Genomic DNA, 14,569 nt, shown 5'->3' with positions numbered 1-14,569 from the left:
GCAACAAGATGGCACAGACCAGAGAACTGCTTAGCAACGTTTCAGTCCCTAGCAGGGTTTATTTTTTGTGATGTGTGATTTGTACTGGGATACACTGACATTAGGATGTCAGTGGTGCGGCCGAGAAGACTCGAACTTCCACGGGGTTGCCCCCACAAGCACCTCAAGCTTGCGCGTCTACCATTCCGCCACGGCCGCCCCGTGACAAACGGTCCTGCGTGGTGCATGACCGTCCGGTGTGGGAGGGGCTATAGCCGATGCCAGAAACGAGGGCAATGACCCGGAATAAGATTTATGAAGAAATTTTGTGGAAATCCACGCCGGGACTGACGCCCTATCCCGAAGCGCTCGCCTTCATGGAAGCGCGCGCAAAGGAGATCCATCAGGAAACGTCAGCACCCCTGGTCTGGCTGGTCGAGCACCCGCCTGTCTTTACAGCCGGTACGTCCGCCAAAGATGCTGATCTCTATAATCCGCATGGATATCCGACTTACGCGGCCGGGCGTGGAGGCCAGTGGACCTATCATGGACCGGGACAGCGCCTCGGCTATGTCATGCTGGACCTGACGCACCAGAACGGTACCGTCCCTCCCCGCGACCTGCGGGCTTTCGTGGCGGGGCTGGAAGGATGGATGATCGATTCACTTGCCCAGCTGGGCGTTGAAGCCTTTACGCGGGAAGGACGAATCGGTGTCTGGACAATCGACCCCCTCACCGGTCTGGAAGCCAAGATCGGTGCACTGGGCATCCGTGTCAGCCGCTGGGTGAGCTGGCATGGCGTTTCAATCAATGTCAGCCCGGATCTGAACGACTTTGACGGCATCGTCCCCTGCGGCATCCGCGAATTCGGCGTCACCAGTCTCCAGCGATTCGACAGCAGTCTGACGATGAAGGATCTCGATGACGCCCTTGCCACGTCATGGCCAGAGCGTTTTGGTTCTATCCCGCGGGCGGCGTAAAGACGGAGGGCACGATCATCACGCCCTGCCGCACGTCGGAGAGCAGGACACCAAAATGATGCTGGCGGGCATCCACACCCTGTAATCCGATCAGGCTGAGTTGCCCGTTCACGTCTGAAAACTGGATCGTCAGCAGTCCCTGGGACGGATTATCCGCCTGCGCCACGGAAACCTGAAGCGATCCGTTTCCGTGGCGGACATCCGTCACCTGAACGTCGCCATCAAACCGGATCGGATATTTCAGCAACAGCCCGAGCGGATTGTGCTTCAGAGACAGATGCGTCACAGCCCCCGTTCCCTGATCGGCAAGCACGAGATGTCCCTCTCCGGCCACCAGTTCCATCGGGTGTGGCACGATATAATCCAGCCTCAGATGTCCCGGAACATACGAAAACCGTCCTTCGCTCTGGCCCGCATCCGGTCCGCGCTGCACGAAAGCGGCCTGTAGCCCCCGGATGCCGTTCAGATAGGCCTCGATACGACGCACATCGCTTTGTTCCGACTGAGGCAGGATCCCATAACCGCTCGTCGCACAGCCAGACAGCAGCAGAAGAGCCAGCAGGGCGCGTTTCATGGTGTTTTCTCTCCGTGCAGGACCAGTGACAGCGCATGGAGCCCGGAACTGAACTCCCCGGCCAGAAGGCTATTGACCAGACGATGACGTGCCACCCGGTTCAGGCCATCGAAACGGGCGCTCGTGATGGCTACATTGAAATGTGTCTCACCGCCGCCGCCAAGCGCCTTTGCACCGGCATGATGCGCGTGCCGGGCACTGTCATCATGAATTTCGAGCCTGCTCGGTGCAAGTTCACGCTGAAGGATTTCCGTGATCCGCTCCCGTCGGCTCGCCGGTTGTGTGGAGGAACGTGAAGCTGTTTCAGACATGGTAAAATCATCCGGCTTGAGGAATGCCCGCTTGCATCGGGCCACTGTGATTGCCCATATCAGACACCATGCAGCGCAAATCCACCAGACACCGGGCTTTCGATCCCGATCCTGACGCGCCGGAACAGGTCTGTGACCATCCGGGCTGCAATGAACCTGCCGGCTATCGTGCGCCGCGCGGGCGCGATGCCCTGCGCTCTTATTTCTGGTTCTGCCTCGACCACGTCCGCGAATACAACTCCCGCTGGGATTTCTATCGCGGCATGACGCCGGGGCAGATCGAGGCGCATCTGCGGGCAGATGTCTCATGGCAACGCCCGTCATGGAAGCTTGGCACGGGCACGGCCAACAAGGCGGAATTCAATGAGGATGACGTCATCGATCCGCTGGACATTCTCGGTGCCACCCGCCACAGCCGCGCCGAACGTGCGAAAGATGCCGCGCGCCAGCGTGCATCCGTCCAGGCCGCCGGGATCCCCGAGTTCCTGCGCCAGCCTCTGGCAACGCTGGACCTGACATGGCCGGTCTCGTTCGATGAGGTGAAGAGCCGTTATCGCGCCCTCGCCCGCCAGCATCATCCGGATGCCAATATCGGTGATGCGAAATCCGAAGAGCGGTTCAAGGCCATCGGATCGGCCTATGCGGTTCTGAAAGTCCATTTCACGCGTCAGGACGATTTCGTTTCCTGAATTTTTAGACTGGAACAGAGGACGCCAAGGCTCCATCTTCTTCAGAACGTCCTGTATCCAAAGACCTAACGAAAGCCTGTCAGATCCATGAGTGATTTCGCAACGATCGAGACCCCGGAAGCCGTGACCACCGCTGAAAACGCCGCTGTCCCGACCAGCGTTCTCGGGGCTCCGGACCGTATGGTGTCATCGGCCGAGGTCTTCGGTATCCGCACGGACATGCAGGTTCCGGCCTATTCGGTCCGCACCGAGCATGTTCCTGACATTGACCCGTCCTACAAGTTCGATGAAGACACGACCCGCGCCATCCTCGCAGGCTTTGCGTTCAATCGCCGTGTCATGGTTCAGGGCTTCCACGGCACCGGCAAATTGTCCCATATCGAGCAGATTGCCGCCCGCCTGAACTGGCCCTGCGTCCGGATCAACCTCGACAGCCATGTCTCGCGGATCGATCTGATCGGCAAGGATGCGATCGTGCTCAAGGATGGCAAACAGGTCACCGAATTCCGCGAAGGCCTGCTGCCCTGGTGCCTCCAGCATCCCTGCGCCCTGATCTTTGATGAATATGACGCCGGCCGCCCGGATGTGATGTTCGTCATCCAGCGCGTGCTCGAAGCTGAAGGCCACCTGACACTTCTGGACCAGAACCGCGTGATCCGGCCCAACCCCGCTTTCCGTTTGTTCGCGACTGCCAACACGGTCGGTCTGGGCGATACGACCGGTCTGTATCATGGCACCCAGCAGATCAATCAGGGCCAGATGGACCGCTGGAACATCGTCGCCACCCTGAACTACCTGCCGCGGGAACAGGAAGTCAGCATCGTGACGTCCAAACTGAAAATCCCGGCAGAAGACAAGGATGCTACGACACTGGTCGAGCGCATGGTTGCTCTGGCAAACCTGACACGCGCGGGCTTCATGGCCGGAGACATTTCAACTGTCATGTCTCCGCGTTCCGTCATCGCCTGGGCCGAGAACAACCGCATTTTCAATGACGTGGCGTTCTCCTTCCGCCTGACCTTCCTCAATAAATGCGATGAAGCCGAGCGTGGCATCGTGGCTGAGTACTATCAGCGCTGCTTCAACGCTTCGCCGCTGGCCTGATCCCTTGTCCGCTCCCAAGAACTCCCTGACTGACGAACAAAAGCAGGAACGCTTCCGGCAGGCGACTGTCGCCACCCTGCGCGCCATGGGTGGTGCGCCGGAACAGGGTGTGGATTTCCAGGGCGCCGTCAAAGGAAGCCAGCAGAATCAGTCCGGCGCCGACAGCGTGGAACTCCCGCATCTGTCGCGCCACATGCACGACTGGGAAATTCGCAAGATCCGTGGCGCTGCGGATGCTGCTGCGCTGCGGATGCGGTATCACGCTGAAAAAACTGCCGGCGTGCCGTCAGAACCTTTGGCCCGACAGGCTTTCGATACGCTCGAACAGGCCCGTTGCGAGGTCTACGGGTCACGCCACATGGCTGGCGTTCGTGCCAATCTGGAACAGCGTGTTGCCCAGCACTGTGCCGAACTTGGCTGCAACCGCATGAAAACGCGCGAGGACATGCCGGCTCCCGTCGCGCTTGATCTTCTTGCCCGCGAGGCTATGAGCGGTCATCCCATGCCGGTGCAGGCTGGTCCGGCTCTGGATGAATGGCGCGCTTCCCTGACTCCGGCCGCCAAGGCCGCTCTGGAAGACATGGCCCGTACCCAGAGCGATCAGGCCGCGTTTGCCCGTGCGACAACCCGCTTCCTTGGTGCCTGCAAGCTCACGGCTGTCCCCGATGAAGACGAGGAGCAGATGGCACCGTCCGATCTGCCGTCTGATGAAGAGGAAACAACGGACAGCGACGCTCCCGAAGCGGATGGTCAGGACCAGCAGGCTCCTGCCGCTACGGAAGAGGAAGAAGAAGGCTATCAGCCTGAGAGTGGTGAAACCGGTCTGTCGGGGGAAAGTGACGCCAGCGAAGCCGCCGAGATGTCCGAAGACGGCACCGAGGAAGCGGCAGGCCCTTCGGATCAGCAGGCCGATGCCGGTCCGTCCGAAGTCCCCAACAGCTACAAAGCCTATACGACTGATTTTGACGAAGAGGTCAGCGCCTCGGACCTGTGTGATCCGGATGAACTGGAGCGTCTGCGTCAGAAGCTTGACCAGCAGATGTCCCAGTTGCACGGCCTTGTCTCCCGTCTGGCGCACCGGTTGCAGCGCCGCCTCATGGCCCAGCAGCAGCGCCGCTGGGAGTTCGATCAGGAAGAAGGCATCATTGACGCTGGGCGCCTGTCCCGTGTCGTGACCAACCCGACGATGCCGCTGTCCTGCAAGCATGAATGCGAGACGGAATTTCGCGATACGGTCGTCACTCTTCTGATCGACAATTCCGGCTCCATGCGTGGCCGGCCGATCGGCACGGCGGCCATCTGCGGTGACATTCTGGCCCGTACGCTTGAGCGTTGTGGCGTGAAAGTTGAAGTTCTGGGCTTCACGACCCGCCAGTGGAAAGGTGGCCAGAGCCGTGAGCGCTGGCTGAAAGCCGGTCGTCCCGCTGAGCCGGGACGCCTGAACGATCTGCGGCACATCATCTACAAGGATGCGGACACGCCCTTAAGGCGCGCCCGGCGCAATCTGGGCCTGATGCTGCGCGATGGTCTACTCAAGGAAAATATCGACGGCGAGGCCCTGCTCTGGGCCTGGAAACGTCTGCGTCGCCGTTCGGAGCATCGCCATATCCTGATGGTGATTTCCGATGGTGCGCCTGTGGATGACAGCACCTTCTCCGCCAATCCGCACAATTATCTGGAAGACCATCTCCGGCAGGTGATTGCCCGGATCGAAGCGGACCGGAGCACGGAACTGCTGGCCATCGGCATTGGTCATGACGTGACGCGCTATTACCGCAACAGCGTCACCATCAGTTCCGCCGAAGATCTCGGCGGAACCATGATGTCCCAGCTCAGCGCGCTGTTCGCGCCCGCAGGCGCTCGTCACGCAACGCGATAACCGCATCCAGCATCCGGTTGGTATGGATGGTTGTGGTCCGGTGATTGACGATCGCCGCCCGCACCGCCAGCCGACCGTTGATTCGTGTCGTGGACGGTGCAGCGATCCCGCTTTCATGCAGATCCTGTACCAGTTCCGAGACCTCGGCGTCATCCAGCCCTTCAAGACCGAAGCAGACGATATTCAGCGTGACAGGGGCCAGCAGGACCAGTCCTTCCGTCCGCTCAACCCGCTTGGCGAGATCCGCCGCGACGTCGCAGCACGTCTCGACCATCTGCCCCATACGCTCCGATCCATAGTGCCCGAGCGTCATCCAGACCTTGAAGGCCCGAAACCCGCGGGACAGATCCGGCCCAAAATCACAGAACCACGGCGCGCCGGCGGCCAGTCCGCGATCTTCGCGCGTCAGGTAATCCAGAGACTGGGCAAAGGCCGCCGCGTGTTTATGGCTGTCACGCACAAGCACACAGCCCGCGTCATAGGGAACCTGCGCCCATTTGTGAAAGTCGAACGCCAGACTGTCCGCTTTCTCAATTCCGGAAAGCCTAGGCAGGAAACGCTCTGACAGGCAGGCCAGCGCGCCGAAAGCCGCATCCACATGAAACCAGAGCCCAGTCTCATGAGCGATAGCCTCGATTGCCGCCAGATCATCAATCGCGCCGCAATCGACCGTTCCAGCCGTCCCGGCCACCATGAACGGCACCAGGCCGGCTTCTCGATCGGCAGCAATCATATCCCGCAGCGCCGAGACATCCATGCGATGATCCGCCAGAACCGGAACGCGGCGAAGTGCGTCGCTGCCCAGCCCTGCCAGATCAAAGGCCCGCGGTAGGCATCCATGAGCGGTCGTCGCGGCATAGCCCACAAGGCCCCGGCCACCAATGCCTTCCTTCCGTATGGACAGGTTCTGCGCCCGGCTGGCCGTAATCACGCTGATAAAATTGGCCATGGACGAACCGGTCACCAGACAACCAGACCCGTCCTGCGGCATTCCAACCATCTGCAAGGCCCAGCGGATCACCTCACGCTCGACCTCAATCGGTGCATGATCCCGACCGCCGCAATTGGCGTTCAGTCCGCCCGCCAGCATTTCCGCCAGCATTCCGACAGGTGTCCCGGCCCCATGCACCCACCCCATGAAGCCGGGATGTGTATTCCCCACGCCATAGGGCACGACCAGATCAAGATAGCGTTCGTACAGATGGTTCAGGGAATGTCCCGTTTCGGGAAGCCCTTCCTTCAGGGCCTGGCGAGCCGAAGGCGGCATGGGTCGCCAGACCGGCCCCTCGCCCACATGCTCCATGCGGTCGAAAACCTCATCCAGCATCCGATGCCCGATCTCCCGGATACCGCGCCAGTCGGTAGGGTCCAGTCCGGCCATGATTATCCCTTCACCTGAAATCCATCAGGTGTCTGCGATACAGGGCCATTCCTGCAATGTCACGTCAGCAAAAGGCTTAGAGCAGAGCGGAATACAGCGAGGAACTGCTGTCGCTGCTGGAGTTTCCCGTAAAGAGGGAAAGAATACCGGTCGTGGATCCGTCCCCACCATACAGGGTCAGCATACTCGCGGGTGTTGTGGTCGCCGTGGGATGGATCTGCAGCAGAGCAAGATACTGCTGCGCAAACTGCTGAATCCCCTTGGTGGTGCTGAGTTTGGACATATCCAGCTTCGATCCCAGCAGGCGGACCTGCTGGTCGTAATCCAGTGCACCGAACTGCGTAGTATCAAATCCGGAGACAACCTCGGCTACCTTCAGGAGCTTCGGATCCGACATGACGTTGGCGAGAGTCATGTCCGTCGTCGCCGTCCGGGTGAAATACAGCGCATCTCCAAGGCCGGGCGTCTCTGTCTGCAGACTGTCTTCGTAGCTGTTGGTCAGATAGCTCTGGGTGATGCTCTGCACCGTATCAGGAGAGGACAGCGGCGAGGTCGTCCAGTCGGAAAAGGCATTTGCAAAGGCCTTCCAGGAGGAGTTCCCGCTGGTCTGCGCAAGGGATTTCGAGGATGTCGGGTCCTGCGTCATGAGTTTCTGGATGACTGCAGTCTCACCAATTGCAGAGGACATTCCGTAAGCCCCCAGCACAACCTTGAGCGCCTTGTAGTTTTTCAGAAGCTGCTCTGGTGTCTTGATCGAAGCCGCATCCTGCTTGAAAGCCGCAACAGCCTGCTGGGTGGAGACGCTTGTTTTTTCCCACTTGTTCGCCGAAGAGTCTTCATCCTTGATGATGGAGACATACTGCGGAATTGCGGGCATGGCGGAGATGGAAGAAGACACGCGCATTTCTCCGAAACAGGGAGCGGGTGCGTCACCCTATCCCGCCATTCCCTAATACAGTCTTAACGTCTCTTGCCCTTCTCCCCAGCCTCCGGAGATCTCTCATGTTCACCCGACTTACGCTGCTTGCTGCGACTGCAGCACTCCTGATGCCCGCTGTTGCCAGCGCATCCACACTGCCCGACATGCCTGCATCCTGCTTCACCTATGAGCTTGCCGGAACCCAGAGCGGTGCTCATGGCCTGACGGCCAGAACACTTCATGCTACGCTGACCGGGACTAACATCACGCTTGATATTCATGGCATCAGCCTGTCCGATCCGTCCGGTCACGTGCAGGGCGCAACTCTGGAGCGTTTCAATGCCGTGGCGGCCTATGCCGCGCTTAGCGCTTTCAGGGGCGGCATCAGCGATGCCTGCAAGGATCAGGGTCTCGGGATCAACAGCAGCGATCTCCGGCCCGGAACGCCGCAGGCCACATGGACGGACGTCAAGCTGGCCCGCCCCGGCCATGACATGACGATCCGCAAGGCCTCGATCCAGGCCGTCCAGACGACACCGGACCTGCATCTGAAAGTCGAGGGCACCGGTATCCACGATACCAAGCAGCCCCTCATGCCGACACAGCTTTCAGCCGATCTGACGGTCCAGGGCCTTGATACGGCGCGTCAGCAGATCACGATCAATGCCCTGCACGCTGTTTCTGGGAGCAGCACCATCGACGGCAAAGGCACCATTGAACCCGGCGCCACCGCATCGACATCGGCAGCAGACCTGCATGTCGGTGTCACGAATGTCGAGACCCTGATCGGACAGATCCGCGACACAGCTCCAAAGAAGGTCGTGGCCGCCCTGACGATCGCCCGGCTGATGGGACGTCAGAGCGGTGACGCGACATTATGGGATATCGGGCTGAGCGGCGGTGTCGTGACCGTCAACCGCATCCCGCTTCCGTTCTCAGTCCCCTGATTTCGCGGCCTCAAGCTTGCGGATCATCTTGCACAGAACGGTCGTGACCTTCTTGGCATAGCCAATGCGGGTCGCATTCGTCATTTCGCGGATGACCGCAAGCTTGTGATCGGGGCGGATCTTCACGCCCGATTCTTTCTTGCGCGTTACCCAGTCGATCAGCGCGGCCGGATTACGGAAACGGTTGCGACGGAACTGGATCACCATACCCTTCGGTCCGGTTTCCAGACGCTCCACGCCAGCCTCGCGGCACAGGCGCTTGATTAGAACCACATCGAGCAGATTACCCACTTCCGGCGGAAGCGATCCGAAACGGTCCACGAGCTCGGCGCGCATGGCCTCGACCTCGGCCTCGTTCGTCAGCGACGCAATGCGCCGGTACAGCCCCAGACGCACCGGCAGATCCGGCACATAGGCCTCGGGAATCAGGACCGGCAGGCCAAGAATGATGGTCGGGGTCCAGCTGTCTTCGTCGTCCTGACGCTTGTCGCGCTCACGGCGCATATCGATCACGGCGTCTTCGAGCATCTGCTGGTACAGTTCGATCCCGACTTCCTTGATATGCCCGGACTGCTCATCACCCAGCAGGTTGCCCGCACCTCGCAGGTCCAGATCATGGGAGGCCAGCGTGAAGCCGGCCCCGAGCGAGTCCAGCGTCTGCATGACCTCAAGCCGCTTTTCCGATGCCGGAGACAGCGGACGTGTTTGCGGCCAGGTCAGATAGGCGTAACCACGCTGCTTCCCACGGCCGACACGTCCACGAAGCTGATAGAGCTGCCCCAAGCCGAACATGTCTGCGCGGTGGATGATGATCGTGTTCACGCTGGGCATGTCCAGCCCGCTTTCCACGATGTTTGTGGAGAGCAGGATGTCATATTTACCGTCTGCGAACTCCGTCATGACGCGTTCGAGCTCCGTGGGTGTCAGACGTCCATGGGCCTGCACGGTCTTGGCGTCCGGCACGATTTCCGTCAGGCGCTCGGCCATCCGGTCCATATCCGCCAGACGCGGCACGACGCAGAAGATCTGGCCGCCGCGGAACCGCTCACGCTGGATGGCCTCGCAAATCATGACGCTGTCGAACGGCGTGATGAATGTGCGCACCGCCAGACGGTCTGTCGGCGGGGTCGCGATCAGGCTCATTTCCCGCACGCCGGACAACGAAAGCTGAAGCGTTCTGGGCAGCGGCGTGGCTGACAGGGTCAGGACATGCACGTCCTCACGCAGCGCCTTCAGACGCTCCTTGTGCGCCACACCGAAATGCTGCTCCTCGTCGATGATCAGCAGGCCCAGACGTTCAAAAGACACGGTCTTGGCCAGCAGCGCATGGGTGCCGACCACGATATCCACCGTGCCATCCGCCATGCCCTCACGGACCTTCGTGGCTTCTTTCGGCGTGATCAGGCGTGAAAGCTGCGCCACGTTGACTGGAAAGCCCTCAAAGCGCGTCGAAAAACTACGAAAGTGCTGACGGGCCAGCAGCGTCGTCGGCACGACAACCGCGACCTGCATCCCCGAAAGTGCTGCCACGAACGCCGCCCGCAGCGCCACTTCCGTTTTGCCGAAGCCCACGTCGCCACAGACCAGACGATCCATCGGCCGCCCGGCGCTCATGTCTTCCAGCACGTCCGCAATCGCACGGGACTGGTCTTCTGTCTCCACGAAGGGGAAGCGCGCGCAGAACTCGTCCCATAGCCCTTCAGGCGGTGCGAGCGTCGGCGCATCCTTGAGCGCACGGGCTGCGGCCGTCTTGATCAGCTCACCCGCCATGACGCGGATGCGCGACTTCATCTTGGCTTTACGCGCCTGCCAGGCCGTGCCGCCCAGCTTGTCGAGCTGAACGTCCGCCTGTTCGGAGCCAAAACGGCTCAGAAGCTCGATATTCTCGACCGGCAGGAGAAGCCGCTGTTCCCCGTCATAGAGGATCGACAGATAGTCATGCGCGACGCGGCCTTCGACGACCGTCTCAAGCCCGACATAGCGCCCGATCCCATAATCGGAATGAACGACCAGATCCCCTTCCGCAATCTCGCCGACCTGCGAGATGAACTGCTCGCCACGCTTGCGGCGACGCGGCGGCCGGGAAATGCGCTCGCCCAGAAGATCCTGCTCGGAGACGAAACACAGACGGTCCGAAACAAACCCGCGCTCCAGCCCCAGTGTCAGTAGGCCGGTCGTACCCTTCGGCATTCCCGCGGCATCCGGCCAGTCTTCATAGGACGTTGCCGTGACACCATGCTCGGCCAGAAGGTGCGAGATCCGTTCCCGTGATCCGCGGCTCCAAGCCGTGACGTAGGTTCTGCGTCCTGCCTCGGCCCAGGTTTTCACCTGCTGTCCGAAGGCTTCAAACATGCCGGCCCGGCTTCCGTCCTTGGCACGCGCAAACAGCGGTCCGGGGCGATAGCCTGCGTCTACGCCCTGAGCCGTGTCCGGCATGGCGAACGCATTGAGAATGACGGATGGGACATCCGCCAGCATCGACTCCCAGCCGTGAGCATCCAGATACAGCCTGTGCGGCGGCAGCGGGCGGTACGGGATCTCGCCCTCGCGCGTCGGCACGCGCCGGGCCTGATAATGATCGGCGATCATGTCCAGCCGCGCCTTGAGGATCTCTGGCGCATGATGATCGAAGCTGACTGCCCCACCTGGCAGATAATCCAGCAGCGTTTCCATCTGGTGTCCGTCACCGTCATGAAACAGCGGCAGGTAATGCTCCAGGCCCGGATAACGGCGTCCGTCCGAGACATTCTCGTAAATCGTATCGGACGTCGCCGCCGGACCGAACGAATTGCGCCAGCCTGTGCGGAAGCGGCTGATGCTATCCGGGCCCAGCGAGAATTCGGAGACCGGGCGCAGTTCAAAGCGCTTCAGCGTCTCGGTGGAGCGCTGCGTGCCGACATCGAACGCGCGGATATTCTCCACCTCATCCCCGAACAGGTCCAGCCGGATGGGATCGCTTTCGCCGGCCGGGAACAGATCGAAAATCCCGCCCCGTGTGGCGAACTCGCCCGCTTCCATGACCGTATCGGTGCGGGTGTAGCCGTTGGCGATCAGCAGTTCGATCAGCATCGCCTGATCGAGGCTCTCGCCGGTCTTCACGCTGATGGACTGCCCCCTGAACGCCGAGCGCGGAGGGACGCGCTGCACCAGACTGTGGACGGTCGTCAGAACAATGCGCCGCGCCTTGGTCGGCTCCAGCAGACGGCACAGCGTCCCGGCCCGTTCGGCAATCAGAACCGGATTGGGCGAGACACGGTCGTAAGGCAGGCAGTCCCAGGCAGGCAGACGCAGAACTTCCACTTCCGGCATGAGCCAGGCCAGCATGTCGGCCAGCGCGGCCACAGCGGCGTCATCGCGCGCAACGTGAAGCAGAGGTCCGTCATGCTCGGCAAGGCGCTGGCGGAGAAGAAAGGCCACACTGCCATCCGGCACGCCCCAGACGGTTGGTCCGAAAGACCTGCCGAAGGACGCTGTGGACATTTCACGGGTCATGGTTTCGTTTTGTTCCATCCTGCTAATGCCCTATACCTGCCGTTCCATCGCCTGTCAGCCCGAGGAGCACGGGAAGCGCCCGTTGTCACGATGCCGTCCGAACAGTTCCCGCAGTCTCTTCCATCCCATTCCGACAAAGAACAGCGCAACGAAGCCTGGGACGACCGTCTCGCTCCCCTCTTCGCACCGCTGACGAGCCTGCCCGGCATCGGCCCCCGGCACGCTACCCTGCTGGAGAAAATCGCGGGCGGCCATCGGGTGCTGGACTTGCTGTTCACCCTGCCCGAACGGGTTGTTGACCGGCGCATTCTGCGCACAGTCGCAGAAGGACACAATCTCGCGCCCGGCGAAATCCTGACAGCCCATGTCCGCGTCCTCGCGCTGCGCAAGGCCGGACGCCCCGGACAGCCCTCCATCATCCGCACCGAGGACGATACCGGAAAGCTGGATCTGGTGTTCTTCCAGACGCGCAACATGCCCAGCCCCACGGTCGGCGCCGAGCTTCTTGTCTCCGGCAAGACCGGCACGTTTCAGGGCAAACTGACGATGCCACAACCTGACCATGTTGTAAGCTGGGCCAAACGCGACAGCTTTCCCTCGCTCGAACCCATCTGGCCCCTGACCGCGGGCCTGTTTCCCTACACGGTCCGCAAGGCCATGCGTGCCGCTCTGGCCCTCCTGCCCGATTTGCCAGAATGGCTGGACCCGGCCCTCGTCAGCCAGCGGAAATGGCCGTCCTTTACGCAGGCCCTGCGGCTGATGCAGTCCCCCGAGATCATTCCGCCGGAAATCGCATGGGAGCCTGTCCGCAACCGCGCTCTGTCCCGCCTTGCCGCTGATGAACTGCTGGCCGATCAGCTCTGCTTCGGTCTCGCCCGCCTCAAAGCCCGTGAGCGGCACGGACGCAGCTTCCCCGGTACCGGCAAACTCCAGGCCGAAATGCTGCGCCGCTTCGGCCATAAACCTACCCACGCCCAGACACTCGCCGTTGCCGAAATTGCTGCTGATCTTTCCGCCTCAACACCCATGATGCGTCTGCTTCAGGGTGATGTGGGCGCAGGTAAGACCTTTGTCGCCATGAACGCCATGCTCCAGACCGTCGAGTCCGGCGTGCAGGCGGCTCTTATGGCGCCTACCGAAATCCTCGCCCGTCAGCATTTCGAGACACTCTCCCGTCTCTGCCCGACCGAATGCGTCTATCTGAGCGGCACCATCAAGGGCGCGGCACGGCGCAAGACCCTCGCCGCCATCGCGGATGGGACGGCGAAGATCGTCGTCGGCACCCATGCCCTGTTTCAGGACGGCGTGACTTTCCACGATCTCGGCCTGGCCGTTATCGACGAGCAGCACCGATTCGGTGTCCGCCAGCGCATGAATCTGAGCGCCAAGGGGGAAGCGACCGACATCCTCGTCATGACCGCAACGCCCATCCCCCGCACGCTCCAGCTCATGGAATGGGGTGAAATGAGTGTCAGCCGTCTGGACTCGAAACCGCCGGGGCGACAGCCGATCCGCACGACCCTGCACAGCATGGACTCGCTCGACAGCGTACTTGCCGGCATCAGCCGCGCCCTGCGTGACGGCGTGCAGGTTTTCTGGGTCTGCCCCCTTATTGAAAACAGCGAAACACAGGCGGCAGCGGCGGCGGAAGAACGCTGGGCTTCACTGGAACAGCGCTTCGAAGGCCTCGTTGGCCTTGCCCATGGCAAGCAGGACATTACCGTCCGTCAGGACGCGCTGGACACGTTCCGTCTGGGCAAAACGCGCCTTCTCGTCGCCACCACCGTCATTGAAGTGGGCGTGGACATCCCGGCGGCTTCGGTCATGGTCATCGAACAAGCCGAGCGTTTCGGTCTGGCCCAGCTTCACCAGCTTCGCGGGCGCGTCGGACGTGGATCGAAACAGTCCTTCTGCCTGCTGCTCCACGATCGGGCCGCCACACCAACCGCCGTCCGGCGGCTCAGCCTGCTGCGCGACACGAATGACGGCTTCCTGATCGCCGACGAGGACTACAGAATCCGCGGCGGCGGCGACATCGCAGGGGACAGACAGTCCGGACTTCCCGGTTTCCGGTTGGCGCAGGGTACGCGTCTCAGCCTGCTCCTGACCGCCATGCAGCAGGATAGCGAGCGTGAAATCGCCCGCAATCCGCATCTGCAAGGTCCCCGGGGCCATGCACTCAGACTTCTGCTGGAAATATTTGACCGGAATGATCCCGACAGGCTTCTGATTTCCGGTTAGACAGAAAAGCTCACGCAGATATAATGCTCCGCATTGAAATAACACATTCAACTGAGTTTTACGGAGTACACGC

At 61.3% G+C, this 14,569-nt stretch carries 11 protein-coding genes and 1 tRNA gene; 6 read left to right on the top strand and 6 right to left on the bottom strand.

Annotated features, from left to right (window positions below):
* Positions 1–112: 112 nt before the first annotated feature.
* A tRNA-Leu gene (locus ACJ2A4_RS00895) sits at positions 113–198 on the bottom strand.
* 77 nt (positions 199–275) lie between these two features.
* Between ACJ2A4_RS00895 and lipB the strand changes: the two genes are divergently transcribed.
* A complete protein-coding gene (lipB, locus tag ACJ2A4_RS00890; protein ID WP_408873240.1) occupies positions 276–959 on the top strand; it encodes a lipoyl(octanoyl) transferase LipB in 684 nt (227 codons plus the stop codon).
* Here the strand turns inward: lipB and ACJ2A4_RS00885 are convergent.
* Both ACJ2A4_RS00885 and ACJ2A4_RS00880 read right to left on the bottom strand, forming a co-directional pair.
* On the bottom strand, positions 940–1,533 hold the full coding sequence (locus ACJ2A4_RS00885) for a LolA family protein (protein ID WP_408873239.1): 594 nt from the start codon (positions 1,531–1,533) through the stop codon (positions 940–942). The genes lipB and ACJ2A4_RS00885 overlap by 20 nt on opposite strands.
* Positions 1,530–1,844, bottom strand: coding sequence for a BolA family protein (locus ACJ2A4_RS00880; protein WP_408873238.1), 315 nt, complete (start codon positions 1,842–1,844; stop codon positions 1,530–1,532). Before ACJ2A4_RS00880 ends, ACJ2A4_RS00885 begins: the two co-directional genes overlap by 4 nt.
* A gap of 68 nt (positions 1,845–1,912) precedes the next feature.
* On the opposite strand from ACJ2A4_RS00880, the gene ACJ2A4_RS00875 reads away from it, so the two are divergent.
* The 3 genes from ACJ2A4_RS00875 to ACJ2A4_RS00865 all read left to right on the top strand — a co-directional run bounded on the left by ACJ2A4_RS00875 (position 1,913) and on the right by ACJ2A4_RS00865 (position 5,516).
* The gene (locus ACJ2A4_RS00875) at positions 1,913–2,533 is read left to right on the top strand and encodes a DnaJ domain-containing protein (RefSeq protein WP_408873237.1); all 621 of its coding nucleotides are present in this window, start codon (positions 1,913–1,915) and stop codon (positions 2,531–2,533) included.
* An 87-nt stretch (positions 2,534–2,620) separates the two neighbouring features.
* Complete coding sequence (gene cobS / locus ACJ2A4_RS00870; protein ID WP_408873236.1) at positions 2,621–3,637, top strand: cobaltochelatase subunit CobS; 1,017 nt, start codon at positions 2,621–2,623, stop codon at positions 3,635–3,637.
* A 4-nt stretch (positions 3,638–3,641) separates the two neighbouring features.
* On the top strand, positions 3,642–5,516 hold the full coding sequence (locus ACJ2A4_RS00865; protein WP_408874059.1) for a cobaltochelatase CobT-related protein: 1,875 nt from the start codon (positions 3,642–3,644) through the stop codon (positions 5,514–5,516).
* On the opposite strand, the gene ACJ2A4_RS00860 is transcribed toward ACJ2A4_RS00865, so the two are convergent.
* Positions 5,470–6,897 (bottom strand): pyridoxal phosphate-dependent decarboxylase family protein, encoded by a 1,428-nt coding sequence (locus tag ACJ2A4_RS00860; RefSeq protein WP_408873235.1) that lies wholly within the window; start codon positions 6,895–6,897, stop codon positions 5,470–5,472. The genes ACJ2A4_RS00865 and ACJ2A4_RS00860 overlap by 47 nt on opposite strands.
* A 76-nt stretch (positions 6,898–6,973) precedes the next feature.
* A complete protein-coding gene (locus ACJ2A4_RS00855; RefSeq protein ID WP_408873234.1) occupies positions 6,974–7,801 on the bottom strand; it encodes a DUF1217 domain-containing protein in 828 nt (275 codons plus the stop codon).
* Positions 7,802–7,899: 98 nt separating this feature from the next.
* Here ACJ2A4_RS00855 and ACJ2A4_RS00850 point away from each other — a divergent pair, with 98 nt between their 5' ends.
* Complete coding sequence (locus ACJ2A4_RS00850; protein WP_408873233.1) at positions 7,900–8,763, top strand: DUF2125 domain-containing protein; 864 nt, start codon at positions 7,900–7,902, stop codon at positions 8,761–8,763.
* On the opposite strand, the gene mfd is transcribed toward ACJ2A4_RS00850, so the two are convergent.
* Complete coding sequence (gene mfd, locus ACJ2A4_RS00845) at positions 8,752–12,273, bottom strand: transcription-repair coupling factor (protein ID WP_408873232.1); 3,522 nt, start codon at positions 12,271–12,273, stop codon at positions 8,752–8,754. The genes ACJ2A4_RS00850 and mfd overlap by 12 nt on opposite strands.
* A gap of 72 nt (positions 12,274–12,345) precedes the next feature.
* Between mfd and recG the strand changes: the two genes are divergently transcribed.
* Positions 12,346–14,496 carry an ATP-dependent DNA helicase RecG gene (gene recG, locus ACJ2A4_RS00840; RefSeq protein ID WP_408873231.1) on the top strand — a complete coding sequence of 717 codons (2,151 nt, stop codon included), beginning with the start codon at positions 12,346–12,348 and terminating at the stop codon, positions 14,494–14,496.
* Positions 14,497–14,569 lie beyond the last annotated feature (73 nt).

It is taken from the genome of Gluconobacter roseus, assembly GCF_046058915.1.
Lineage (GTDB): Bacteria > Pseudomonadota > Alphaproteobacteria > Acetobacterales > Acetobacteraceae > Gluconobacter > Gluconobacter roseus_A.
The sequence above is the reverse complement of the archived record's forward strand: the minus strand, read 5'-3'. Positions and strand labels throughout refer to the sequence as shown.